Source organism: Bizionia gelidisalsuginis (genome assembly GCF_008086185.1).
Taxonomy (GTDB): Bacteria; Bacteroidota; Bacteroidia; order Flavobacteriales; family Flavobacteriaceae; genus Bizionia; species Bizionia saleffrena.
Window position 1 is genome coordinate 207,012 of sequence record NZ_VSKN01000002.1, and the last position, 26,522, is coordinate 233,533.

Genomic DNA, 26,522 nt, shown 5'->3' on the forward strand with positions numbered 1-26,522 from the left:
AAAAATTTTTACGCGTTCGTCTAAGGTTTCTTTTTTATGAATTCTCCTTGACCAGAGTTTAATTTCATTTGTTTTGAAAAAAGTTCGAAATTATCTTTTAAAACAACTTCCTTATCATCTTCAGAAAAAGAATCCCATCGTTTTAAACCATAATAATCTTCTATAACAGTGTTTAGGTCTTTTTTATAAGCCTCTATTACAAAAGCATTTGAACTGTTCCAAGTTTCTTGGTTAGTCTTTACATTTTTAATTAAACCGTTTACAATGTTAATCGTGTTTTTATAATTTGTATAGTTGTCTATTATTGAAAACACTTCTTTGTTAATAATCTCTCTATCATTTTTATTACTCCAAATATCCTTTGGAAGTACAGATTTCATATTAGCTAAAAATACTGCGTGAGAATAGAGTAAGCCTGTTTCTAGATAGGGTAAAATATTACGTATCGCTTTTAAACTTAACGAACCATAATCTTGTTTCAATTTTATTTTTGAAAATTTTGAAGCCGTTTCTTCATCGCAATCCAAATTATCTCTTACAAACTGTTTTAGTTTTTCGGTATTATCAAATCTAAAAAGCACATGCCAAATAGCATCAATAATCTGATGGTCAGATTTATTAGAATCATCCTTGTTTTGTTTATTAAAATTATTAATTAAATACGTTTTCCAGTCCTCACCAAATACATACCTCAAATTTGCAATCGTAGGGCAACCACTAACATTTGCATAGTTTCCAAAATTGAATAACACATTAAAATCCTTTGCATTTTTATCTTTGTAGTATCCGTAGATTAAATGTTTTGGCGTTAACTTTTTTGCTATCTCTGAAAAATCAAAATTAGGTTTAGATTTTCTAAAAAAGAGTGGTTCAATAATTGCTCTTTCCTGAAAATTTAAAACTCTTAACTTATCGTCTTCTAACGTTCTAATTTTAATGGTATTCAAAAAACTTAACATTCTAAATACTTCGAAATCAGGATGAGAAACAGGCATGCAAGCTTTGTCATTTTCTAACGGGCATTTTGCCACTAGTCCTTTTTGAGATTTTAAAGGTCTTTGATAAAATATGGCATTTTCAATATCTTTTTTTAAGGCCGTTGGAAGATTTTGTTTATCGCAAATGGTGTTAAACTCATGCAGATAATGTTCTTCTCTATGCGTGTAATTATTTCTAATTCTTTCTCCTTCTTTATGTAAACCATAAAAATATTCACCTAAAGTATTACAATTGGTGTCTTCTATTTTAGCAGATAAATCGCTAATAGCACTCTTAACTTTACCAAGAAATTCTTTACGGTTTAATCTTTCGGTCAGTTTTTCTTTTACATTTTCAAAAGCTTCCTCACTATTCTCTTTCAAAATAGATTTAAATGCTCTGCCTAATGTAAATAATGCTTTACTGTTAGTATCTGCCTTATCATAAGATTCCAAAAAATCCTTGTAAACTTCAAGCAACTCTTCAGAGGAATTAGAGTGCCGAATAACATCTTCAATTTCCGCATTTTTTTCCTCAATAATTGAATTATCTGATGTATCCAGTCTATTACTTAAAAAACCACGTCTTTGTGCTATGTGGTAAAAAGCTCTACCTAACTCTTGCTTGTCAATTATTTTATTTAAATCTAATTTTTGTGTTGAAGCTTTAAAACGAAAAGCATATGGGTTTTTATTTCGCTGCTTTCTATCTAGCTTATCGTCTTGATTATCAGTACGTAGCCACAATCTAAATTCATCATTATTAGGATAAACTTTTTTATACCTCCAAAGTTTTAGTTCTTCAGAGGATAACTCAGGACATAAATTATTATCAGATAAAACTTTTAACACTTCTAATTTCCTCAGCTTTCTTCTGTATTTTAGTTTTCTGCCACTTCTATAATCTGTTCGTTGCGCAGCTTTTGAGCTTTCACTACTTGTCTTCGCCTCTATATTTACTCCTTCGGTAAATATCCTAACCCCTTTATCAATTAATGAATATTCTTTTTCGCTTTTTTCCTTTTCTACTACTGCCCAACCAATCGAGTTGGTTCCTAAATCTAATCCTAAAATCTTCGCCATAAATACATTTTGTTATTTCGAACCCTAAAGCTACAAAAAACATAATTCTCCACATTACGGTTTTCCACATTGTATATTTAAAACTTATTCACTATATTTGTAACTGATTAAAATTTCTAATCTTTAATCTTATCACAATAAGGCTATATGCCGTAGATGAAAATCTTTAGTCCTGCTTCGGTAGGACTTTTTTTTGTTTAAAAGAATATTACAACCCCACCGCACAATTATTATTGTGGTAAAACACACAACAACTCTCATTAAAATAATCCCTAAACTTCTATTATCACAAACTAAAACAGTGTATACAGCGTAGTAACGATACTTCCTTTACCTTCTTTTAAAGTGATAGATAACAATTGTTTTTCGGCTGTTATCTTTAAATTAAAGGGTGGAGCTAATACATTTAAACCACTATGTTTTTTCAGTCTAGTCCCTTGTCCCGAAATAATGTCTGTATTACATATAAAATCGCCATCGGGGAGATGTTCTGTTATAATAACATATTTAAAGCCGCTTAACTTACACAGTATATTTTGCACCTCTGCATTCGATAAATGCTGGAGCACTTGTCGCAATAAAGCACAATCTCCCAAAGGCAATTCGTCTACGGCAATATCCAAACAGTAAAATTCTAAATTTTCTGCTTTAAACTGTTTTTTATTATGCTCTATTAGGTCTGTTACAATATCTACCGCAGTATAGCTCTTGGTATACTTTACCAATTTTTTTCCCACATTAAAATCCCCGCAACCCAAATCGCACACTACTATCGGACTTTCAAAAGCTGTTAAAAATGAGGTTACCGCATCTATATATGGATTTACTATTTCTGGCGCATGCGATCCTGCACCAGAATAGAAACTAGCACTATTACCACCCCAAAGTTTCATTTCGTAAACCTGCGCCATTGCCATTTTGGTTGGCCAGGCCGTCTTTATTTTTTTAGTCTCACTCTCTTTCTTTTTCATAAATACTTTAGCGTTATTTGTAAACTATAACGGTATAATTACGCGTTTATAAATGTAATATTAATACAATCTACTACATAATATGCAATAAAGTATTATGAGGTTTAACCTCCTGTTTTATGCGTATTTTATAGCTTATAAAACTATGGTGATGCTTTGTTACAAACCTCAAGGTTGGTAAGCTTCCTATTTACTCGCCCCCCCTCAGCAACGCCTTTATCAGTATTTTGAAAAATGCACACTCTTCTTCATATCATTTTTAGCGCTCGTAGTAATTGGTCTTTTAGTTCCGCAGAATTTAAAAATGCCAGTAAACGGTGCTACCACTTCCGACTTTAATTCGAAATCGTATTGGTGTTATCCTTGGAGGAAATCGGTAACTCATAAAGGGGTGGATATTCTTGCTAAAAAGGGAACTAAGATTAGCGCTGCCACGTCAGGTCTTGTTTTATGTTCTGGCACAATAAGAATGGGTGGAAATATAGTGGTTATACTAGACCCCAAATGGCGTTTACATTATTACGCGCATCTAAACGATTTAAAAACAAGCACACTATCTATGGTTACCAAAAAACCAACCATTGGAACCATTGGAACTAACGGAAATGCAGCCGGAAAATCACAACATTTACATTATGCAATAGCACCTATTATCCCTTATATTTGGCGCATAGATACGGATAGACAAGGTTGGCGTAAAATGTTTTATTTAAATCCTATTGATTTTTTAAAAGGTGCTTAACACTACCATATTTGAAACCAAGAAATTCACAAGATTAAATATAGAAAATGAACTCCTTTTAATTAGTTTAGCCTACTTATGAAGTATTATTTACTCTTATTTTTATGTGTAACCAGCATTTCTATGCACGCGCAAAGTGTTTACAAAACACCTTCCGGCAAGAAATACCATTTATCATCGTGTAGAATGGTTGAAAACGTCTCGAAACAACTTTTAGGAGCGAACGACATTTCAAAATCCAACTTAGCGCCTTGCAAAATTTGTAAACCTTCCGTTTTATCTTATCGTTCGCGCACTTATTCCGCTTCAAACAAAGCGGTAGAACAATCGGAATCGGAGAGATGTAGAGGCTTTACTAAAAAAGGCTCCAGATGCAAACACAACACCAGAATTGCAAACGGATATTGTTATCAGCATACAAAACAAAACAACTCTTCTTCTATTAAAGCTTCTAAATACCCCAACACTACAACTGCTACTTGTGGCGCGCGTACCCAAGCTGGCAACTCCTGTAAAAGAAAAGTAAAAAGCGGCGGACATTGCTATCAGCATCAATAAAAAACACTTTTAATATCCTGAATTATAGTTGTTTAAGCTGAAAGAGAGAAAACTATCAGATTTTTCCTCAAATACAATAAGATTAAATCTAAAACCAACTGAAGCCATAAGGATTAAACCTAATTACTTATTTTTGCGCAATAATTAACGTACCACGAACACGCTATGCCCAATAACACCCTTACCATTCTATTTCTATCACTTTATGTTTTAGGAATAATTACTATTGGAATACGAAATAGGAAAAGTAAAAACAGCGAAGATTACTTTTTGGGTTCTCGAAAATTACCGGCTTGGCTACTTGCCATTACATTTATTGCGTCTTGGTGGGGTGGTGGTTCCGCGATAGATTTGGTCGATCACGCCCACCAAAACGGATTGAGCTCTTTCTGGATTTACGGTGTTCCCGTGCTTATTGCCACCGCATTAATGTTTCTGTTTGCCAAAGGTATTAGAAATATTGGCAGTCTCTCGCAACCGCAGTTAATGAGGGAGCGCTACAACGATAATGTTGCCCTATTATTAACCGTATTTATTATTATCTTTATGGTAATCGCTTCCGCCATTCAAGTCATTGTTATCGGGAAGTTTTTTAATGCTTTTTTTAATATTTCTTACGAAATGGGCGCGCTAATAGGCACCGTAATCGTATTAACGTATTCTTTATTTGGTGGATTTCGAGGTGTTGTTATTACCGATTTCCTACAGTTTATTTTCTTTCTCTTTACAGGAATTTTTCTGTTTTATCTTACCTACACACAATCGGGAGGGATGGAAGCTGTAAAGTCTACTGCAATAGCCAACGGTAACACGGGCTACACTTCATTTTTTAATAAAGTATCAGATAATCTAGCTTATGTGATCACTTTTGGAACCTCGTGGATGATTCAAGCGAATATTTGGCAACGTATTTCGGCAGCAAAAAAAGCCTCCGATGCAAAAAAAATGATGGTTATTAGCTTTTTGGCCTTTATCCCGCTATACCTTATGGTTACTTACACAGGAATGTTTAGTAGTGTCATTTATGATACTGTTCCTCAAGTTGGTATTGTACCAGATCTTATTAGTAAAATAGAAAACCCATTACTTAGTGCTCTGCTTTTTTTGGGTTTATGCTCGGCGATGATGTCTACGATGGACTCTTTAATTAACACGGGGGCCTTATCGCTTACTGTCGATATTCATAAAAAATACATAAATCCCGAAGCCACAGAGAACCAAAGTGTAAAAATTGCGCGCTGGTCCACCTTAATAATGTGTACCATTGCATTATTTATTGCACTTAAAATTAAATCGGTATTAACCATTTCTTGGATTGGTTCCGACTTTCTTACTAGTGGGGCATTTGTACCTTTAATTTTCGGCTTTTTATGGGCTCGAGGAACTGCAAAAGCCGCAACTATTTCTATGGTTTTCGGACTCTTATTCTCGACATACAACCTCTTGGTTGCTTTAGGTGTAGATTTGCCCGTCGATTGGGACATTGCATCAGCAAAACAAGCGATTATCGGACTTTCAGCATCGTTAATAGTGTACGTGGTTTGTAGTCTTTTTACAAGTCCCGATTTTGAAAGAAGCAGACGTTTTATTCAAAAAGCTAATATTTTAAACCGAAAAACAGTCGTATTGAAAAAGTATAATTAATTTGTTTTCTTCGGAAGTAATCCTTCTAATTTAGAGCGTATTTACGACTATCTCCGGCTGAATTTCAATCGGAAAATTACAAGAATTAGCAATAAAACACAAGTGATGTGCTTTCTCGTGCAATTGTATCGCCAAGTCTTTTTTTGAAGCCTCTGTAATAGTTACTAATGGTTTTAAAATAGCGCGATTAAAGAACCCGCTTCCAGAAGGGTTAACTTTTAAAAAAGCTTCGGCATTATCGGTGTAGTGTATCACTTCAATACCATTTTGCGTACAAACATATAAATAAGACATCATATGACAAGAAACTAAAGCCGAAAGTAACAAATCTTCAGGATTGTAACACGAGTCGTCACCTCGAAACGCTTTGGCAGCAGAAACCGACAAATCTGGCTTAAAATCTGAAATATGAACACTATGATTCCGACTGAAAGTTCTTGGTTTACTAGTACTTTCTCCTTCTTTTAGTGTCCAAACTACGGTGGCTTTAAAAGTATGATTTAAATGCATATTTATTTTTAAAGCTAAAGATAATGAAATGCGCTGCCATAAAAGAGGTGTGCTCTTGTTAACGTCTTTGAAAAACCAAGATCAATAAAACAGATACTCTAGAACCCATAATTAAGACGTACTATAAAAGGTGTCTTCATATCATTTCTCAGGATTTTTAGGACTATAATTTGAAATATTCCGATACCCTTTTTGATCTCTAATAATAGCATCGTGAAAAGAGCGCTGCCATTTAAATGCACTAAAACCAGAAAGATGAATGTGTTAAGATGTCGATGTTTTAAAAGCACCGACTACACTTGACAACGATTTTATTTTAACCTCTTTTCCAGAAGCTTTCAAGCTGTCTATCTCTATAATAACGTGTACGTGATTTGGCATTACCACACTAGCGTGAAACACAACATATTCCTATTGGGTTGGTAGCCATTGCAAGCGTTCTAAAACTATTTTGCCATACGCCTTTAAGTACATTACGATATTAGATTTTTCAAATGAAGAAATATTCAAAACCTCAGCAAAACAACATACTTTATCTTGCACACAGATCGTAACGCAATTAAATTATCTCGCTAATAATTATACGCTTCTAATCTATTCCGTTTTCTATTTTTCATATTCCATCCGTAAATATAAGAAAATTCTGGATAGATTAAATTCGAGATTTCTGAAGCAATTTCGAGCGCAATTTCTAGAAGAAAGAAAGAAAGAAAGAAAGAAAGAAAGAAAGAGAGAGAGAGAGAGAGAGAGAGAGAGAGAAGAGCTACGGAAAGCTCGCGAACTGTTCTATGCCATCGCGAGAATTATCACGAGAACCCAACGCAGCCCCACCAACGACTCGCAGCAAAATATTCCATCAGAGAATTAAATCCAAAAAAAAAGACAGCCCTAAGGCTATCTTTTTAATAGTTATATGAGAAAATAAATCTCTAATTTAATTACATATTTCGTCTATACTGCCCTCCAACTTCGAATAGTGATGACGTGATTTCTCCAAGAGAACACACTTTACACACCTCCATTAAGGCTTCAAATATATTCTCGTTATTAACCGCTCTATCTTGAAGGTCTTTTAATAACGCTGAAGTATCATTTGATTCTTGTAAATTACGAAGTGTGTTAATCTGAGATTCTTTCTCTTCTTCTGTAGCTCTAATAACTTCCGCTGGCACCACCGTTGGTGATCCTTTAGAACTTAGGAACGTATTTACACCAATAATTGGGAATTCGCCATTATGTTTCAGTGTTTCATAATACAAACTTTCTTCTTGTATTTTACTACGTTGGTACATTGTTTCCATCGCCCCTAGAACACCACCACGCTCGGTAATTCTATCAAACTCTAATAAAACCGCTTCTTCCACTAAATCGGTTAACTCTTCAATAATGAAAGAGCCTTGAATTGGGTTTTCGTTCTTCGCTAAACCTAATTCTTTATTAATAATTAACTGAATAGCCATGGCACGACGCACAGACTCTTCTGTTGGCGTTGTAATCGCTTCATCGTAAGCATTTGTATGCAACGAGTTACAGTTGTCGTAAATTGCGTATAACGCTTGCAGTGTTGTACGAATATCGTTAAAATCAATCTCCTGAGCGTGCAAACTACGTCCAGACGTCTGGATATGATATTTAAGCATTTGTGCTCTTGCATTGGCGCCATATTTATGCTTCATAGCTTTAGCCCATATTTTACGAGCCACACGACCGATTACCGCATATTCTGGATCGACACCATTAGAGAAGAAAAACGATAAGTTTGGTCCGAATTTATTAATATCCATTCCGCGACTTAAATAATATTCCACGTAAGTAAAACCATTAGATAACGTCAATGCTAATTGTGTAATAGGATTGGCGCCAGCTTCGGCAATATGGTACCCAGAAATAGATACCGAATAGAAGTTACGCACATTATTCTCAATAAAATACTCTTGCACATCTCCCATTAATCGCAATGCGAATTCTGTAGAAAAAATACAAGTATTTTGTGCTTGATCTTCTTTTAAAATATCGGCTTGCACTGTACCACGAACTTGAGCGATAGTATTCTTTTTAATCTCTGCATAAACCTCTGCCGGTAACACTAAATCTCCGGTAACCCCTAAAAGCATCAAGCCTAAACCGTCGTTAGTTTCTGGTAATTCGCCGCGGTATTGCGGGCGTTCTTTACCTTTATATATTTCAGTTATTTTAGCTTCGACGTCTTCTTCTAATTCGTTTTCTTTAATATAAAGCTCACATTGCTGATCGATAGCTGCATTCATAAAGAACCCTAATAACATAGGAGCTGGACCATTAATAGTCATACTCACCGATGTTAATACGTGTGCTAAATTAAATCCTGAATACAGTTTTTTAGCATCGTCCAAACAGCAAATACTAACCCCTGCATTTCCAATTTTACCATAAATATCCGGACGTAAATCGGGATCGTTTCCGTACAGCGTTACACTATCGAAAGCGGTAGACAAGCGTTTTGCAGGTAAACCGGCACTTACATAGTGAAAACGGCGATTTGTACGTTCTGGCCCACCTTCTCCGGCAAACATACGTGCTGGATCTTCTCCCGTTCTTTTAAACGGGTATAATCCTGAAGTGTACGGGAATTCTCCTGGCACGTTTTCTTGTAAACACCATCTTAGGATATCGCCCCAAGCCTTGTATTTAGGAAGCGCTATTTTTGGTATTTGTGTGTGTGATAGCGACTCTGTATGCGTTTCAATTTTTATCTCTTTATCACGAACTTTAAACGCATAAATAGGGTTTTTATATCTATTTACTTTATCGTTCCACCCGGTAATAATTTCCCAGTTATAAGGATCTAAATTTAATTTGACCCGGTCGAATTCTGCAATAAGTAATTTTACAAAATCTTTTGATTCTTCTGTTACCTCTTTATTAATCTCATCGTTAATTCCAGATTTATCTAAAACCGGTGCAGTACCGACCACAGACTGTATGGTTTTACATAAGCCGTAAAGTGTTTGTGCGACTTCAACTTGCGTATTCGCTGTTTTATCGTAGGCACGGTTGCTCTCGGCAATTTCAGAAAGGTAACGCGTACGACTCGGTGGAATTACAAATATTTTCTCACTCATTTCATGCGCCACCTCAAAAGTAGATTTCATTTCTGAGTCTGTTTTCTCCACTAACTTATCCATAATCGCTTTGTAAAGCGTGTTCATTCCTGGATCGTTAAATTGAGACGCAATAGTGCCATATACTGGTAACTTATCTTGAGGGATATCCCAAAGATTATTGTTACGCATATATTGTTTTTTAACATCGCGAAGCGCATCTAGCGAACCGCGTTTGTCGAATTTATTAATCGCTACTAGATCGGCAAAATCTAGCATATCAATTTTTTCTAATTGCGTTGCGGCTCCAAATTCTGGAGTCATAACATATAAAGCAACGTCTGAGTGCTCCATTATCTCGGTATCCGATTGCCCGATACCTGAGGTTTCTAATATAATTAAATCGTATTCTGCAGCTTTTAACACTTGTACTGCTTCGTTTACGTATTTTGATAAGGCTAAGTTAGATTGACGCGTTGCCAAGCTACGCATATATACTCTCGGTGAATTAATGGCATTCATACGAATACGATCCCCTAAAAGAGCACCTCCAGTTTTACGTTTTGAAGGATCTACAGAAATCAACCCTACTGTTTTTTCTGGAAAATCTATTAAAAAACGGCGCACAAGTTCATCCACTAAACTCGATTTCCCTGACCCGCCGGTTCCCGTGATTCCTAGAACTGGTGTTTTAGAGGTTTTATTTTTAATATGAATTTTATCTAATGCGTCTTTTGCTACTTCCGGAAAGTTTTCAGCCGAAGAAATAACACGAGCAATGGCTTGTGAATTTTTCTCTGCTAATTTATCTACTTCATTATTTAAAACATCTCCAATAGCATAATCCGATAGTTGTACTAAATCGTTAATCATACCTTGAAGACCCATGGCACGACCATCGTCTGGCGAGTAAATTCGTTCAATACCGTAATCCATTAATTCTTTAATTTCTGAAGGCAAGATAACACCTCCACCACCTCCGAAAATTTTAATATGCTCTGCTCCCTTTTCTTTTAAAAGGTCGTACATATACTTAAAATACTCATTATGTCCTCCTTGGTACGACGTTAAGCAAATAGCATTTGCATCTTCTTGAATTGCTGTATTGACCACTTCTTCTACACTACGGTCATGACCTAAATGAATCACTTCTACTCCTGTAGACTGAATAATACGACGCATAATATTTATGGAGGCATCGTGGCCATCAAATAAAGACGCTGCGGTTACTATTCTAACTTTATATTTTGGTTTGTATGGTGTTGCTTGTTTCATTGGTGTTATAATCAAAAATTAAGTAGGCGCAAATTTACGGAATATTAAAAAAATACAGGCTATTATCTTTAAATATCTAATGATAGGGCACACTATTGATTTGTAGAAGCACAAAATATGGCATTCGTTTTGTAATTTGTAATCCACAATTAATCGGTGTTATAAATAAATACCGTTTTGCAGTAAAAAGTAAAAACGGCTTTCAAGGCAAAAAAAGAACGATAAGCATCACTTTTATACAGATAGCTTATCGTCTTTTTTATAAATAAAAAATATTTTGCTCTATTGTCTTAGCAAGCTTGGGTCTATAGTAACTCCTAAACCTTTAGCTACTCCCATTCCTAATTCTACATTTGCTCTAAACCAGTGGCATAATTGTCTATTAATAATTTCATCTTTTTTATCGCCCTCAATACCACTCATAGCCCCCACAATATTACTAATTGTATTGGCTTTTTGTTCTGGCGTAAATATTCTAAACAAATCTCCAGGCTGTGTATAATGATCATTCTCGTTTCCATCAAAATACCCTACTAAATTACTTTCTAACGCATAGTTAATACCTTTTGCCTGGTCATCGACTTCAATATCATCAAAACTATTTGGGAAGTAATTTGGAGCGCTTCCCCCATTTCCATCACTACGCATTGCGCCATCTCTATGGTAATTATTAACCATAAATGGGCATTTATTTACTGGTAAAGCATCAAAATTAACGCCTATTCTATAACGGTGCGCATCGGCGTAAGACAATATTCGACCTTGTAACATTTTGTCTGGAGAAAACCCTATTCCATCCACTAAATTAGAAGGTGCAAAAGCAGATTGTTCTACGTGAGCAAAATAATTATCGGGATTTTCATTGAGTTCTATCACCCCTACATCTTGTAACGGATAGTCGTTATGCGACCATACTTTTGTAACATCGAAAGGGTTCCATTTAAACGTTTTTGCCTCCTCTAAAGTCATTACTTGAATTTTTAATGCATACTTTGGAAAATTCTTTTCATCTATAGATTTTACTAAATCACGCTGAGCGTGGTCGGGATCTATTCCTCGCATTTCGGTCGCTTCAGCATCGGTAAAATTCTCGATACCTTGCATCGTTTTGTAATGAAACTTAACATACACTCGTTCGTTATCGGCATTAATCATAGAAAAAGCATGGCTTCCGTAGCCATTCATATGTCTAAAGGTTTTTGGTGTTCCTCTATCGCTCATTAAAATTAAAACCTGGTGCAAACTTTCTGGATTTAGCGACCAGTAATCCCATACCATTGTTGCCGATTTACAATTTGTATAAGGATCTCTTTTTTGTGTATGGATAAAATCTGGAAATTTTTTAGCATCTTTTATAAAAAACACAGGAGTATTATTCCCTACTAAATCCCAGTTTCCGGCTTCGGTATAAAACTTTAAAGCAAAACCTCTTGGATCTCTCTCTGCATCTGCCGACCCCTTTTCGCCACCTACAGTAGAGAAACGCGTAAACATTTTAGTCTGCTTCCCAATTTCTGAGAATATTTTTGCTCGGGTATATTTTGTAATGTCGTGTGTTACCGTAAACGTTCCATAAGCGCCAGAACCTTTTGCGTGTACAACACGTTCCGGAATGCGCTCTCTATTAAAATGCGCTAATTTTTCCTGTAAAAAATAATCTTGCAATAAAAGAGGCCCTCTCTCTCCTACGCTTTGAGAATCTTCATAATTATTTACAGGCGTACCTGCTTGTGTGGTAAGTGTTTTTTTAGACGACATAATCAATTATATATTAGTTACTAGTGTTTAATTTATTGATTGCAAATCTAATTAAACACTGTAAAACTAATCTATAATTATAATTGATTGACTGTATTCAATAATAACAATAAACTATCGTAAAAGAATTATTCATACCTAAAAACTATCCTTTTTACATTAATTTTGAATGGACATATAAAACTATATATAATGAAAAGAGGACTTATTATTTGCATCGCGCTATTTACCTTAAATTCTTGTGCAGAATTACAACAGGTGGTTAACCAATATCCGCAACAAACTGGCGGCATTTTAAGTAACACAGATATTGCTGCCGGTTTGCGCCAAGCTTTAGATTTAGGAATTGATAAGCAAGTCTCTAAACTAACGTTAGAAAACGGTTATTATAATAATGACTTAGTAAAGATTCTATTACCAGAAGAATTGCAGAAAGTCGATAAAGCTTTGCGCGATATTGGTTTAGATAACCTTGCAGATGAAGGACTAAAAGTTTTAAATAGAGCGGCTGAAGACGCTGTTGGTGAAGCGACCCCAATTTTTATTACTGCTGTAAAAGGCATCACATTTAACGATGCCAAAACTATTTTATTAGGTAATGATACTGCTGCAACACTCTATCTAACTAGTAAAACACAGACTGAATTATACAACAAGTTTAACCCTATCATTAAAAAATCTTTTAGTAAAGTAGGTGCCGATAAAATTTGGGCAAACTTAATTAATAAGTACAATAGCATTCCTTTTACAAGCACTGTTAATCCTGATTTAACCGATTATGTCACTAATGAAGCTTTACGGGGCGTTTATAAAATGATTGCTATTGAGGAACAAGACATTAGAAATAAAGTTGGATCTAGAACTACAAGCTTGTTAAAACGTGTTTTTGCACTACAAGATTAGCGTAACAATTATCACTATTTGATTACAATAATTTGAAGTATTAAGATTCTCTTTCGAAACAAAGTAATTAGTACGTTAGTTTACAAAACGGACTCTGTTAAAGTTTCATTGACCCTTTAAATTAGAGTAAGTCGGAGACATTATTATTCAATATTTTACGTATATTTATGAACGTGAATTCCCTAAAGATAGTTGATAATGAAACAAAAGAACATTTCTAAAAATCGAATAAAACTCGACTTAAGATATAATCAATTAATGGAGCAGGCTTATAATTTACGCCAAACAGACCACGCAATGAGCGATGTCTCTGAGTTTAGAGCCTTAAAAACGCTTAATAAACTGAATCGTTTAGAGTTTTTAGCTCGAGGAGAAAGCTCACAACCTATTTCTTAGCGTTCTAAAATAATCGAATGCACCAATTAATCGGGATCCGTACCAAGAGAAATACTCTCCATCTACAAACACTGTTTTTGAGTGATGAGAAAATCGGCCCAATTCAAAAGCATGCTCATCTTTAAACGGATACGGCTCGCTAGAAAGTAATACCAAATCTGGATCGCCTTGTTGTTGTAATTTATTTATTTCGACCTCTGGATAGCGTTCTAAATTAGCATAAATATTCTTGAAGTTATTAAGTTCCAATAAATGGTTTATAAAGGTGTTATTGGCAGCTACCATCCAGGGCTCCCTCCAAATAAAATAGGCCACTTTTAACACTGGTTTATCTTTTATAAACTCTTTGAACTCGTTTAAATTATATTCAATTTTAACACTGATTTTCAGCGCTTCCGTGCGTTTATTAAATAAAACACCGTATTCTTTAACCAATGCTATTGTGTCTTCAAGAGTGTACAATTCTGAAACGTGAACTTTGCAGATTTCGGAGCACGCTTCCACGATCTCTTTCGTGTTTTCCTCTTTATTACAAAGAATAATATCAGGCTTAAGTGCTTTTATTTTTTCAATTTTAATTTGTTTCGTTCCGCCAACACTCTTTTTTGTGTTTTTAAAGTGAATAGGGTGCACACAGAATTTAGTAATGCCCACAATATTATCTTCTAAACCTAAATCGTATAACAATTCCGTTTGGGACGGTACCAAAGAAACGATACGTAATGGTGTTTGTTTTACTATAATCATAACCTCCGTTTAAAAAATTAGCTTCTCATTTCTAGGAAAGCGTCAATAAAACAGCTTCCATTTCTTGTTGTAATTGTAGCGCTTTACTTGCCGCTTCAGAAGCAAAATCTTTGTCATTTGAAGCGTAAATAATCCCACGAGACGAATTTATAAGCAAACCGACTTGGTCGTTCATACCGTATTTACAAACGTCCTGCAAGTTTCCGCCTTGAGCGCCAACACCAGGAACGAGTAGAAAACTATGAGGCACTATTTTTCTAACATCTGTAAAATATTCGGCTTTGGTTGCCCCAACTACATACATTAAACGCTCTGAATTCTCCCATTGTTTAGAGGTTTCCAAGACGTGTTTGTACAACGCTTTATCGTCAATTTCTTGAGTCTGAAAATCGAAAGCTCCTGTATTTGACGTTAGTGCCAACATAATAGTGTGCTTATTGTTAAAAGCTAGAAACGGTTCGACAGAATCTTTACCCATATAAGGAGCGACCGTAACACTATCGAAGGCTAAATCCTCGAAAAAAGCCTTAGCATACATCGTACTTGTATTACCAATATCGCCACGTTTCGCATCAGCGATTGTAAAAATCTCCGGATAATTAGCATTTAAGTATTCTATCGTTTTCTGTAACGCTTTCCATCCTTTTAAACCGTAAGCTTCATAAAAAGCAGTGTTGGGCTTATAAGCGACACACAAATGGTGAGTAGCCTGTATTATGGCTTTATTAAATTCGAAAATAGGATCTTCTAGTTCTAATAAATGTTTAGGAATTTTATCTAAATCGACATCTAATCCAATACATAGAAACGAGTTTTTTTTGCGTATTTCGCTAGTGAGTTGTTGTGTAGTCATTACCGATTCCCCCAAAAACAGGGTGTTTTTTATCTGTTTATTTTTGAAGTAAGCATAGGTAATCTATGCTTATATGTTATTAAAAAAAGCCTCAAAATAGAGGCTTTAGTATTAAATTGTATTGCTATTAGCTTTCAGTTTCTGAGTGTTTTCAGCTAACATTAATTCGTCTAGAATTTTTTGTATGTCTCCATTTACGATGTTAGACAGATCGTAAAGTGTTAAACCAATTCTATGATCGGTAACACGACCTTGCGAGTAGTTATAGGTTCTAATTTTAGCACTACGATCCCCAGAAGTTACCATTGTACCGCGCAAAGCGGAGTCTTCTTCTTGTTTTTTTGCTAATTCCATATCGTAAAGTCTAGAACGTAATACTTTAAACGCCTTTTCTTTATTTTTATGTTGCGATTTTTGATCCTGACATTGCGCCACTAAACCAGTAGGAATATGTGTTAAACGCACCGCAGAATATGTTGTATTTACTGATTGTCCTCCTGGGCCAGAAGAACAGAAAAAATCTACACGAACCTCTTTCGGATTAATCTCTACATCAAATTCTTCAGCTTCCGGGAATACCATTACTGTTGCTGCACTAGTATGAACACGACCTTGTGTTTCTGTTTGTGGTACACGCTGTACACGGTGCACACCAGCTTCAAACTTTAATATACCGTAAACGTCGTTTCCAGTAACTTCAAACTGAATCTCTTTAAAACCACCATTTGTTCCTTCACTATAATCTACTGTACTTACGGTCCAACCTCGACTTTCACAGTACTTTGAGTACATTCTAAACAAGTCTCCAGCAAAAATACTTGCTTCATCTCCTCCAGTTCCTGCACGTAATTCAACCACAGCATTCTTAGAATCCTGAGGATCTTTAGGGATTAATAACACTTTAATTTCTTCATCTAAAGCTGGAATTCCTTCTTTAGCTTCGTCGTATTGCATTTTAGCCATCTCTACCATTTCAGGATCGCTACTTTCGGAAATAATGGCCTCCGCTTCAGCTAAATTACCATTCAATTCTAAATACTGCTCACGCTTATCCATTAGGAGACGCAAATCTTTATATTCTCTAGTAAGTTCTACATAACGTTTTTGATTTGAAATAATATCCGGTTGAATAATTAAATCACTAACCTCATCAAAACGTTGCTTTACTATTTGTAATTTCTCTAACATTTAAATTTCTATTGTGTAACAAAAATACGATAATTTATTAATTCGCAATATGTATTAGGTATTTAGAGTTTGAAAAATTTTCATCTTTTTGTTATTTTACTTACTATACGCTACCGTGATTTAAAACAGTTTTATTAACTAGAATACTTTTGGAAACCGTTATATTTTTGAATTTTTATTTCGCTTTCTCTTCTAAAAAAGATTCGTCTTCAAAAACAACTTCTTCCCCAAAATCTGAAATTGAATACCAAACTAACATAGAAGTGCCTAATAGATAAAAAATACGATTTGGAAAATAGAAGATTTCGAAGTCTAAATAATAGGCCATTAACACAAAGATATCAGATAAGAATAATCCTAAAACAAAGTATACACATAGTGTAGATTGTAAAGAGTAATATCTAAAATTATAGATACTCACTAAAATTAGCATAAAAATAATAGCAATCCCATAAATATAAAATAGCAGTTTATGAATAATACCACTGAGCTTAAAATCTACCACATCGATAATTGTTACTAACATAATAGTCAGTGCTGTTAAACTAACTGCAACCACTAGAAATAAGCCTTTTTTAGTTTTAATTTTATTAATTTTAAGAAATATGTGAAGCGAAATAAAACTATAACCAATGATAATAGACAAAAGGGTAAGGTTTTTATTTATAATGTTTTCAAAGTTCAACATTAATATATCTCCAAGTATTAAAAATAAAAATGCTATTAGTAATTTCTTATTTTTAAAACCTCTGTACGCTAAAAAGAAACACAGTAATACTAAATTACTAATTAAGCACGCTCTTCTACTAACATCTAACCCATAAAATTGAATGACGTAAATATTTACTAAGAATAATACTATAGTTATCGCAAATAAAAGATGTTTCTTCAAATCTTAATGTTTGAAGCAAAATACAAACAAAGAGTTAAAAAGCGCTTATTTTAATATAAATATTATGAAATCTTATAGAAAGCGTAATTATAACTGTTTTAAAAATCGAAAATAACCCCTACACCAAGAATCTGTTTCCATTGCATTTTTGGACCTTTCTCTACTTGCATACCATCGATTTCTTGGTAAGTACTAATATCATCATCGTAAATAAGATGCGAACCTAAAGCCGTTTTTACGTAATCATTGACTTTAAAATTAACCAAAAGCTCCCAGTTTACATCTACATTCCCAAAGCTATTTACATAGTCTGTATACAATTCTATTAGACTTTTAAAGTCAATATTTTCGAATAAATTAGTCTCGTAAGCACTCGTTATTAAAATCCCAAGTTCCGACCGCACACGTTCTCCCTCTCTAATAGTATTCCCATTATCGTCGTAAACTGCTGGCTCCACTCCAAAAGACCCTGCATTAGATAAATCGCGATCTAATACAATGGTACCTTTATACGTTAATGGCGATAAGTATAGCGACATTTTCTCTATATTTTTACCGTACTCTGCGCCCGCACCAACAAAGCTATAACCAGGTGCCATAAATTTAGAAATGGGATTATCGCGATTGGGGTAACTATACCCGTGGAGAAATTGTGATTTGAAATTAAATCGTGCTGAATAATACCAGTTAGACAATGTATCTTTCTGATAACCAAATTTAGAAGAAATCTCTAAAACATCGTCTGTTTTGCGCAGTTTTTGAGACTCTTGTTTATTGCCGCCCAATCTAATAACAGCTCTATTTTTCCAGGTAATTTTATCTTTCTTGTAATCTAAATTGGTTATAAAACCACTTAAAGCCGAAATAGAATTACTCCCTCCTGCATTCCAGTTTACAAAGGTTACTTCACTTAAATCCAGACCCACTTTATTTTTATTAGTCCACGTTTTAATTGAATCTTTTTGAACTATAGAATCTTGTTCTTGCTCACTTTTAACAGTAATAATGTTTTCTTGAGCACCTACATTTATGCTAATACATAACGTAAGTAATAAAATAAAAACTCTCATACGACAATAAAATATTTGCATTTAATAGGTAAACGTACCAAATTCACTTTTAATTGTAAGCTTTTTATCTTCGGAAGCTTCCACGCGCCCAACAATCTGAGCATTAACATTATAACTTTTAGATATTTCTATAATTTCGGTTGCAACCTCTGGACTAACATACAATTCCATTCTGTGCCCACAGTTAAACACTTGGTACATTTCTTTCCAATCCGTTTTAGATTGTTCTTGTATTAATTTAAAAAGCGGTGGTACGGGGAATAAATTATCTTTTACAATATGAAATTGATCTACAAAATGAAGAATTTTTGTTTGTGCACCACCCGAACAGTGAATCATTCCATGAACATCTTCACTTGTATATTTCGACAATATATTTTTAATAATGGGCGCATACGTTCGCGTCGCAGATAATACTAATTTTCCGGCATCTATTGGCGAATCTTCAACAGTATCTGTTAACATCATTTGTCCGGAATACACTAAATCACTTGGTACTGCAGCATCAAAGCTTTCTGGGTATTTCTTAGCTAAATAGTTATGAAACACATCATGTCTGGCCGACGTTAGCCCGTTGCTTCCCATTCCTCCGTTATACTCTTTTTCGTAAGATGCTTGTCCGAAACTCTCCAATCCAACGATAACGTCACCCGCTTTTATATTAGCATTATCAATAACATCGCTACGTTTCATTCTGGCTGTAACTGTAGAATCTACGATAATAGTTCTTACCAAGTCACCAACATCGGCAGTTTCACCACCAGTAGAGTGGATTGTAACCCCGAAGGTTTTTAATTCTTCAATGAGTTCTTCCGTTCCGTTAATAATTGCTGAAAGCACTTCCCCTGGAATCAAATTTTTATTTCTCCCAATGGTAGACGACAGCATAATATTATCGGTAGCACCGACACAAAGCAAGTCGTCAATATTCATTATTAAAGCATCTTGCGCAATACCTTTCCAGACAGAGATATCGCCTGTTTCTTTCCAGTACATATAGGCTAAGGCACTTTTGGTACCTGCTCCATCGGCGTGCATTATTAAGCAATAATCGTCGTCGTTGGTTAAATAATCTGGAACGATTTTACAGAATGCTTTAGGAAACAATCCTTTATCGATATTTTTTATGGCATTATGAACATCTTCTTTTGAAGCTGACACTCCTCTTTGACTGTAACGTTTACTTATTTCAGAACTCATAGTATGTTGTTGAATTGCAAATATATTTATAAATAAAAAGCACACAAGTATATTGTGTGCTTTTAGGTTTAAATTGTGAAAAAAGTGGCTTTTATTTCCAGTCGGGCATAGAACCCGCGCTAAATAATTGCTTTTCTTCTATTGTGGTATCAAACTGTAATTTAAAAACACTAGGAATAGCTCCTATATTATTACCAACTCTAGTAAAAATAACAGCACCTTCATTCGGCGCGTATTTTACATCTAAATCGTTTTCACCTAGTGCCGCATCTGTTGATAGTTGAGCCCCAACCATTGATGGTATATCGAAAACAAACATACGACTCTCAAAAATTCGATAATTTAGATTTTCGCTTCCAGAAACATCGCGCGTATAAACCACTCTTTGCCCATTTGCAGTAATATCTATACCGCCTAAAGCGCCAGGCACCCCTTGCGTTACAATCGTCTCTTCTGTATTTAAAGATAATCGATAGGTAAAAATTCTTGCATTGTACCCACTATAATCATTCGTTTTTATAAGCAATAAATCGGTATCGAATGCGGCCTCTTCAACTTCCGTTATGAAAGATCCATCAGTTGTTTGATACATTAGAACCGTACCGCTTCCATCTGCATTTACTCTGTACAACTTATCGAGGTTCGGGTAATATAACTGACTCCCGTTTTGTGCCCAGCAAAAATCGGCCTCATCTATTCTAAATCCATTAACTGGGATTACTGAAGTTATCTGTGTTTTATTTCCACCACCAGTGTCCATAGTGAAAATCTGTGTATTCCCTCCCACATTTCGTAGATACGCAACTTTATTAATTACGGGGTTTGAACGAGGTCTAAAGCTATTATTCGCAGCACTCGTCAACTTTAACACACTAATATCAGCTTCTGATTCGTTACCATTTAGGCCATCTTCATTGCCGGAATAAATAACACTATTTCCTTCCTCTCTCTTAACAAAAAAGTAAGGATTGTTAGGTAAAGCAATTGTTGTAAACTGACTGATTTGAGAGACCACATCGTCATTAACGCCATCATTTACTTTTACTTGCCAGAAATACGTTGTTGCTAAATCCAAGTTAGATGCTAAATAAAAAGTGTCTTGAGCAGTTTCATAAAGTTCTATATTGTTTGTTGCACCATTTCTCAACTCCAGTATGTAACTTAAATCATCATCTGTATCTGGATCAGACGATTCCCAAGTAAATTGTACCTCGAAAGGAACGTCTGTTTGTAAATCTTCAGGAAACACTAAAACTGGCACACTAGGTGGTTGGTTATTCGCGTTACTTAAGGCTAACTCAAATGCTACTACAGCTACTGTATTCTCCAACACTGCAACCGACTCAAAAGCTGTGACATAGCCCGCTAACTCAGCTTGAACAGCGTACGTATTTACTACCGCATTCTCAATCATAAAGTTTCCTTCCTCGTCGGTGAAAACAGTACTAGACACAGGATTGGTTGATACTTTTACGTTCTCTAAGGGTGCATTGGTTCCTTTTGCCACAACTTTACCGTTGATTGTTCCAATGCGATCACCATCTATTTGTTCTTCACTACATGTTGTAAATACTAGTAACAAAAGTGGTAAGAATACTAAGGTTTTTAAATGTTTCATCATCACATCTTTTATATTAGTTACTATCATTGCTTACCGGTTTTAATTCACTTTCATTTGTTTCTTCTTTATAAAAACTTTTCTCAATATTATTCCTTTTTATTCTTCTTAATTCTTTTTTACGTGCTCTTTTTTCTTGTTTTTTAGGATCGTTATTTCCTAAATAAAAATTTAAACCAACTCCTGCTCGTAGATACATATCATCTCTTTCCCCTCTAACAACACCGTCCAAATCATCGCTAAACACAAAATTATTATCTAAAAATAGGGAAATACCAAGATTATTTAGAGCTAGATACTCAAGACCTCCGCCAAAAAACAATTTGGGGTGGATGCCATTAAAATCGTTAGAAATATTTGTTCCCGCGCCCGCAAAAACAAAAGGCGATAATTTATCGAATGGTAAAATAGTGTATTCTAAATTTGCATCTAAAGCATAAAAACTCTGATTAAAGATATTCTCGTTAGCGAGATTAAATCTGTTAAGGTTTAAGTTTAAATTAAAATGATTATTGAGATAGCGCTTATATCCTATTCTCGAATTTAACTTCCATTGAGAATTCACGTAGTCTCCGTTAATAAGCGCACCCCCCAAAGACAATTGAATGGCACTAATTGGCCGTCTCTTATAAAGTTTACGGTTATAAAGATCCGTTAATTTAGAGTCATCTAATTCTGCTACATAGTTTTCGACTAATTCTTTGTCTATTTCCGGTCCGGCTTTAGTAGACCAATAGCCATCTTTAATACCTTCAAGTATTAAATCATGAACTGCTTTCTCCACGGCATCTTTTACAGCTAACTGAACGGGCTCATTTCGAGTAAATCCAGTCTCGGCTTCTAGTAGTCTTTGAAACTTTACAAAGCGAAACAAGCTAACATCTACCGCTTGAGATAAAATCGTTTTCGAAACATAGATGGTCTTCAAAATCTCTCCATTACTCGTAGAAACAGCTCTTAAATAGACCGTAATACGATCTTGTCTATACTTGGCGGAACCTCCAACACCAAAATAACGCGCTCCTGCACCACCTGTAATAATATTTGTATCATAAGAGACTATTCCACCCTCAAGCATTAATCCCGCATAAAGCAATGGCGGCAATGGCGGCTCGTTAGGATTCAATCCTTTAATATATTCTTGTTTTGTGTTTCTAATAATATTTCTTTCGGTAGAAAGATTACTTAAATTTTCTCTTTCAATAGGTACAAACCATCCCGAATCTCCTAAAGCTTTTATTAAAATTGTGGTTGCTCCTTGAGTCACAGCTGTACTAAACGTACTTCCGTTTTCTACGGCTTTATATTGACCTGTTTGATCACTAAAATTATACACCGCAACCTCTACAGGTGTTTTTGCCGGAGGTAAATCTAGAAGAATGTTAGTAGACTTCGAGTCTTCTCCTATCCTAGCAGCTTCTTGAGTAAATGGCTGATTGAAGTATGTTCCACAAGAACACATTAGCATACAAATAGATAAGTAGGCAATACATTTGTGATTAGTTAGCATAGAATATTATTCTTAAATTATGGATTTGGAACAATTACTTGGGTTTGCTCACCATTTGAGGTGTCTAAAATATTAATAACTAAGCCTTCGTCAGACTCAAAAACCTCAACGTTCAGCGTTCCAAAAGTAAAGGTTCCTTCTTCATCGAAATTCCCAACAGCTTGGACTTGTTGCGCCAGTAGCACTCTCGAAATCTGACTTAACACTTGTTGATTTAGTCTATTTCCAAATTGATCCAACTCAGATTGCTGAGTGCTTTCTGCTCTTGGCGCTGTAAAACCATTTTGAGCAGATGCAGAACTAAGTAACCAATTATAATTAAAGGTGTCTCCTCCAAATGCAGGATTTAAAGGCTTATAACTAAACTGCTGAGAGAACGAGCACATTATTACACCAAAAAATAGCAGGATAAACAGTTTGAATTTCATAATTAATAGCGTTTTAATGACTCTTTTTGTTGTGCTAATTGCTGTAAATACATAATACTTCTATCTAAAGCTCTATCTGCCATATCTTTTAAAAACTCTTTTTGTGGTCTTGAAAAAAACTGCCAAACGAGCTGACCATCTACTTTCACTGATATTCTTGTGCTACGTCGTTGTCCTGGCACTTCTTCTATAAGAATATTCTTTCCTGTCTTAATTTGTTTATTATAATACTCTGAATAAAAATACCTATAGAAATCTCTTCCCGGTTTCGTCAATGTTTTTTGAAGAACTAGTCCATTTAAAAAAAAGCCATCTTTTGCTGAAGTATCTTGATCTTCAGGCTGTTCTTTTACATTTACCTTTTGTTCATTATCCAACTCAATCTTCAAACCTCCTTGTCCATCATTATAAACCACTAGGCGATCCTTTCCTATCGCTCCTTGATTTTTATCTGAGGATTCTAATGGATAGATTAAAAGTAAGAGAATAGATTTATCATCGGAGTTATTATTTATTGTTACTGAAGATAGTATTTTTTTTTCATTTCCTTTTAAAAAGAAACGATTAGCCTGTGAAGTTTTCGATGAATTGTTATTTCCATCGACTTTAAACACCATAAATTCATATCGCAAACTAAAATCTGAAAAGTCTAAGTTTTCAGCTGTTGCTGTAAAGGTTACAAATTCACTTGTTCTTTCAATATTAATTTGAGCTTTAACTTCTTGATTATATATTTCTTGCGCCAACAAGCTTGTTGACAACATAAAAAAAACAATCAAAGAGCACACGCTCTTAATCACCATTTTCATTGTGCTACTATTATTCGAAACTCCTAATAATAATTGTAGGAGAAGCGTCAGTTTGAGTAAATTTAATATTTTTTGTGATTTCATTACTTCCAAAACGTTCGAATTTTAAATTATCACCATTCTGAATTAAATCTAAGGAAATTTCTGCATTTCGATCTAAAACATAATCTTTAATGTTATTATTATTTCCTATTTGCTTTAAATCTGCAACTACCTTATTAACTTCATAATCTAACTGCACCTTATTTAAATCTCCGTTTTGAGCAATTCTAATTTCACTAGCATTAGATGTAACATCTGCCGCTATGGTATTATAAGCGCCTATCTGAGTAACAAACACTGAATTACCCTGAACTATTGATAATTTAGGATTAACAGTTGTAGTAAAAAAGGAGCTAAAAATCTCTGGGGAGACATTTTCTCCATTTAACTTTGTTACCGTGGTTTCACTTTCTGTATTTTCTTTATTATAGTTTTGACAAAAACTTATTTGAAAAACAGTCATGAATAAAACAGAAGCAAAAACTACTTTTAAATTTATTGTTGTTTTCATTGTTATTTATTTTAAAAAAAAAGAGGGCAACCTGCTATATAGTGCACCCTCTTTTAATATTAGATTATTTTAATATTTCAACTTTTTATTATTAATAAAAAACTGAAATTAGATATTAACATCCATCACATGGTGCATCAATATTAAATGTTGGCACTGGAACTGGACAGCTAGGGTCTAATTCTGTCTCAAAACCACAATCTATACCATCTGTTGCAAAGTTACCGTTAGGACCTAATTGCAATACATCAATTACGTTGTTACCGTTAGACCAAGCATCATTTAAGTTCTGCTCAGCTACATAGCTTTGTCCATCTCTTTGAACAATTAAGATTTGGTTATCGTGACCTCTTTGAGCACTTGTTACAGCGTTCTTATCACCCATTTGCCATGTATTTAATAAATTAGCAGTTCCTCTTTGTGTCGCCATTGCATAGTTTTTATCACCATGTTGTTCTTGTCTAGCTTTGTTGTCATTACCTAATTGAACTAATCCAGCCTCGTTCTTGTCACCATCTTGACGTTGTTTCGCATAGTTATTACCACCTGCTGAAGTACCCCAATTGTTTTGAACAATTAAAGCATCGTTATTGTCACCGTCAACATCTTGCTCTGCATAATTACCGTCTGTTGGAGCATCTGCACCGAATTGGAAAATTGATGATTGATTAGATTCACCATTTTGATTTTGAATAGCTAATGCATTGTAAGAACCTGGACCGTTAAAAGTTCCAACTCCAACAACAGCATCAAGAGCAGATACATCTCCGTAAAGAGCTGTCGCATCTTGAGCAATCGCACCGTCATTACCAACTGTACCCTGATTAATAAAAGCCTCGTTAGCATTCGCGCCACCACCACTTGCAGTATTCACTTGCGTTTGATGAGACTCATTACCGTTACCAGTCTGAGTTGAAGCAGATCTATTACTAGCACCGGCACCACTTTGTGTTACATGACTCTCGTTAAAGTCTCCATACTGCTCTACTAAAGCTGAATGACCACTAGAGTTATTAGGCCCTGCATTTTGGTTAATGTTAGCTTTGTTGTTATCTCCTTCTTGAACAGTTCTAGCCTCACTGTTATCGTAAGTCTGTAGAGTTAACGCCTTGTTGTTAGCCCCATCTTGCTCAATCGAAGCGTAATTTTTCTCCGCTTGTTGTCCAGTACCTTGACGTATTTTAGCTCTGTTGTTTTCAGACACACCTAAAGTACCTTCTTTTAAACCTTGTTGAGTCACAGCGTGGTTTTTATCACCTTCTTGCTGAGTCGTCGATTGGTTATTTGTACCTAGCTGTTTAACCATAGCAGCATTTTTGACACCACTAGTAGCTTGAACAGCTCCTGTTTGCCAAATACGTGCAGCGTTGTTACCTGTACCTAATCCATTATCTTGTTCAGTATATACAGATTGTTTAGTCCCAGCTTGACGAACCCATACTTTGTTGTCATTACCATTTTGGTAAGATTCCCCAGCATTCGCTGATGAAGGTGCTTGTGATAAAGGTGTTGCGATAGTCGGACTAATCGCACTTCCATCCTTGTTATCTAACATGGTAGATGGATTCTGGGCCATCATAGCGCCCGTAAATAATAGTGCCGAAGCACAAAGAATTACTTTTTTCATAATTAAATATATTGATTAATAGCATTGTAAAGATATGTTTTATTTTCAATGAAACATATTAACTAACGTAAAAACCAAGCTTTTTAACACTTTATTCGACTACTAGAGTCCAAAAATCGTTAAAGCGCAT

At 34.9% G+C, this 26,522-nt stretch carries 22 protein-coding genes; 5 read left to right on the plus strand and 17 right to left on the minus strand.

The window, feature by feature from the left end; all coding sequences use genetic code 11:
• Nucleotides 1-20 precede the first annotated feature (20 nt).
• Nucleotides 21-2,060, minus strand: a complete 2,040-nt coding sequence (gene cas9, locus ES677_RS02920; protein WP_148380383.1) for a type II CRISPR RNA-guided endonuclease Cas9 — start codon at nucleotides 2,058-2,060, stop codon at nucleotides 21-23.
• A 293-nt stretch (nucleotides 2,061-2,353) separates the two neighbouring features.
• Nucleotides 2,354-3,031, minus strand: coding sequence for a class I SAM-dependent methyltransferase (locus tag ES677_RS02925; RefSeq protein ID WP_148380384.1), 678 nt, complete (start codon nucleotides 3,029-3,031; stop codon nucleotides 2,354-2,356).
• Nucleotides 3,032-3,335: 304 nt separating this feature from the next.
• Between ES677_RS02925 and ES677_RS02930 the strand changes: the two genes are divergently transcribed.
• The 3 genes from ES677_RS02930 (at nucleotide 3,336) to ES677_RS02940 (ending at nucleotide 5,975) form a co-directional block, all read left to right on the plus strand.
• Nucleotides 3,336-3,773 (plus strand): M23 family metallopeptidase, encoded by a 438-nt coding sequence (locus tag ES677_RS02930; protein ID WP_148380385.1) that lies wholly within the window; start codon nucleotides 3,336-3,338, stop codon nucleotides 3,771-3,773.
• 123 nt (nucleotides 3,774-3,896) lie between these two features.
• Nucleotides 3,897-4,331 carry a DUF5763 domain-containing protein gene (locus ES677_RS02935; RefSeq protein ID WP_148380386.1) on the plus strand — a complete coding sequence of 145 codons (435 nt, stop codon included), beginning with the start codon at nucleotides 3,897-3,899 and terminating at the stop codon, nucleotides 4,329-4,331.
• Between the two features lie 165 nt (nucleotides 4,332-4,496).
• Entirely contained in the window at nucleotides 4,497-5,975 is a 1,479-nt protein-coding gene (locus tag ES677_RS02940) for a sodium:solute symporter family protein (protein ID WP_148380387.1), read from the plus strand.
• Nucleotides 5,976-6,005: 30 nt separating this feature from the next.
• Here the strand turns inward: ES677_RS02940 and ES677_RS02945 are convergent, their stop codons facing one another.
• The 3 genes from ES677_RS02945 to ES677_RS02960 all read right to left on the minus strand — a co-directional run bounded on the left by ES677_RS02945 (nucleotide 6,006) and on the right by ES677_RS02960 (nucleotide 12,598).
• The gene (locus ES677_RS02945; protein WP_148380388.1) at nucleotides 6,006-6,485 is read right to left on the minus strand and encodes an OsmC family protein; all 480 of its coding nucleotides are present in this window, start codon (nucleotides 6,483-6,485) and stop codon (nucleotides 6,006-6,008) included.
• A 938-nt stretch (nucleotides 6,486-7,423) separates the two neighbouring features.
• Complete coding sequence (locus tag ES677_RS02955) at nucleotides 7,424-10,840, minus strand: methylmalonyl-CoA mutase family protein (RefSeq protein WP_148380389.1); 3,417 nt, start codon at nucleotides 10,838-10,840, stop codon at nucleotides 7,424-7,426.
• A 282-nt stretch (nucleotides 10,841-11,122) separates the two neighbouring features.
• Nucleotides 11,123-12,598, minus strand: coding sequence for a catalase (locus ES677_RS02960; RefSeq protein ID WP_148380390.1), 1,476 nt, complete (start codon nucleotides 12,596-12,598; stop codon nucleotides 11,123-11,125).
• A gap of 192 nt (nucleotides 12,599-12,790) precedes the next feature.
• Between ES677_RS02960 and ES677_RS02965 the strand changes: the two genes are divergently transcribed.
• Nucleotides 12,791-13,501: a DUF4197 domain-containing protein gene (locus ES677_RS02965; RefSeq protein ID WP_148368204.1), complete on the plus strand. Its 711-nt coding sequence runs from the start codon at nucleotides 12,791-12,793 to the stop codon at nucleotides 13,499-13,501.
• Between the two features lie 198 nt (nucleotides 13,502-13,699).
• Complete coding sequence (locus ES677_RS02970) at nucleotides 13,700-13,897, plus strand: Lacal_2735 family protein (RefSeq protein ID WP_148368205.1); 198 nt, start codon at nucleotides 13,700-13,702, stop codon at nucleotides 13,895-13,897.
• Here the strand turns inward: ES677_RS02970 and ES677_RS02975 are convergent.
• The 12 genes from ES677_RS02975 to ES677_RS03030 form a co-directional block, all read right to left on the minus strand.
• Nucleotides 13,880-14,644 carry an ABC transporter substrate-binding protein gene (locus ES677_RS02975; RefSeq protein ID WP_148380391.1) on the minus strand — a complete coding sequence of 255 codons (765 nt, stop codon included), beginning with the start codon at nucleotides 14,642-14,644 and terminating at the stop codon, nucleotides 13,880-13,882. The two genes, ES677_RS02970 and ES677_RS02975, sit on opposite strands and share 18 nt — an antisense overlap.
• A 31-nt stretch (nucleotides 14,645-14,675) precedes the next feature.
• On the minus strand, nucleotides 14,676-15,497 hold the full coding sequence (pyrF, locus tag ES677_RS02980) for an orotidine-5'-phosphate decarboxylase (protein ID WP_148380406.1): 822 nt from the start codon (nucleotides 15,495-15,497) through the stop codon (nucleotides 14,676-14,678).
• A gap of 111 nt (nucleotides 15,498-15,608) precedes the next feature.
• A complete protein-coding gene (gene prfA / locus ES677_RS02985) occupies nucleotides 15,609-16,685 on the minus strand; it encodes a peptide chain release factor 1 (RefSeq protein WP_148380392.1) in 1,077 nt (358 codons plus the stop codon).
• Nucleotides 16,686-16,860: 175 nt separating this feature from the next.
• On the minus strand, nucleotides 16,861-17,577 hold the full coding sequence (locus ES677_RS02990; RefSeq protein WP_148380393.1) for a hypothetical protein: 717 nt from the start codon (nucleotides 17,575-17,577) through the stop codon (nucleotides 16,861-16,863).
• A gap of 98 nt (nucleotides 17,578-17,675) precedes the next feature.
• Entirely contained in the window at nucleotides 17,676-18,647 is a 972-nt protein-coding gene (locus ES677_RS02995) for a DUF3078 domain-containing protein (protein ID WP_148368209.1), read from the minus strand.
• Nucleotides 18,648-18,668: 21 nt separating this feature from the next.
• A complete protein-coding gene (locus ES677_RS03000; RefSeq protein WP_148368210.1) occupies nucleotides 18,669-19,847 on the minus strand; it encodes an AIR synthase related protein in 1,179 nt (392 codons plus the stop codon).
• A 91-nt stretch (nucleotides 19,848-19,938) separates the two neighbouring features.
• Nucleotides 19,939-21,495 carry a carboxypeptidase-like regulatory domain-containing protein gene (locus ES677_RS03005; RefSeq protein WP_246124347.1) on the minus strand — a complete coding sequence of 519 codons (1,557 nt, stop codon included), beginning with the start codon at nucleotides 21,493-21,495 and terminating at the stop codon, nucleotides 19,939-19,941.
• Nucleotides 21,482-22,975 (minus strand): CsgG/HfaB family protein, encoded by a 1,494-nt coding sequence (locus ES677_RS03010; protein ID WP_148368211.1) that lies wholly within the window; start codon nucleotides 22,973-22,975, stop codon nucleotides 21,482-21,484. The genes ES677_RS03005 and ES677_RS03010 overlap by 14 nt, the downstream gene beginning before the upstream one ends.
• A 17-nt stretch (nucleotides 22,976-22,992) precedes the next feature.
• Nucleotides 22,993-23,403 (minus strand): curli production assembly/transport component CsgF, encoded by a 411-nt coding sequence (locus ES677_RS03015; protein ID WP_148368212.1) that lies wholly within the window; start codon nucleotides 23,401-23,403, stop codon nucleotides 22,993-22,995.
• A gap of 2 nt (nucleotides 23,404-23,405) precedes the next feature.
• Entirely contained in the window at nucleotides 23,406-24,296 is an 891-nt protein-coding gene (locus ES677_RS03020; protein ID WP_148368213.1) for a CsgE family curli-type amyloid fiber assembly protein, read from the minus strand.
• The gene (locus tag ES677_RS03025) at nucleotides 24,223-24,765 is read right to left on the minus strand and encodes a hypothetical protein (RefSeq protein WP_148368214.1); all 543 of its coding nucleotides are present in this window, start codon (nucleotides 24,763-24,765) and stop codon (nucleotides 24,223-24,225) included. Before ES677_RS03025 ends, ES677_RS03020 begins: the two co-directional genes overlap by 74 nt.
• A gap of 115 nt (nucleotides 24,766-24,880) precedes the next feature.
• Nucleotides 24,881-26,392, minus strand: a complete 1,512-nt coding sequence (locus ES677_RS03030; RefSeq protein WP_148368215.1) for a curlin — start codon at nucleotides 26,390-26,392, stop codon at nucleotides 24,881-24,883.
• Between the last annotated feature and the right edge of the window lie 130 nt (nucleotides 26,393-26,522).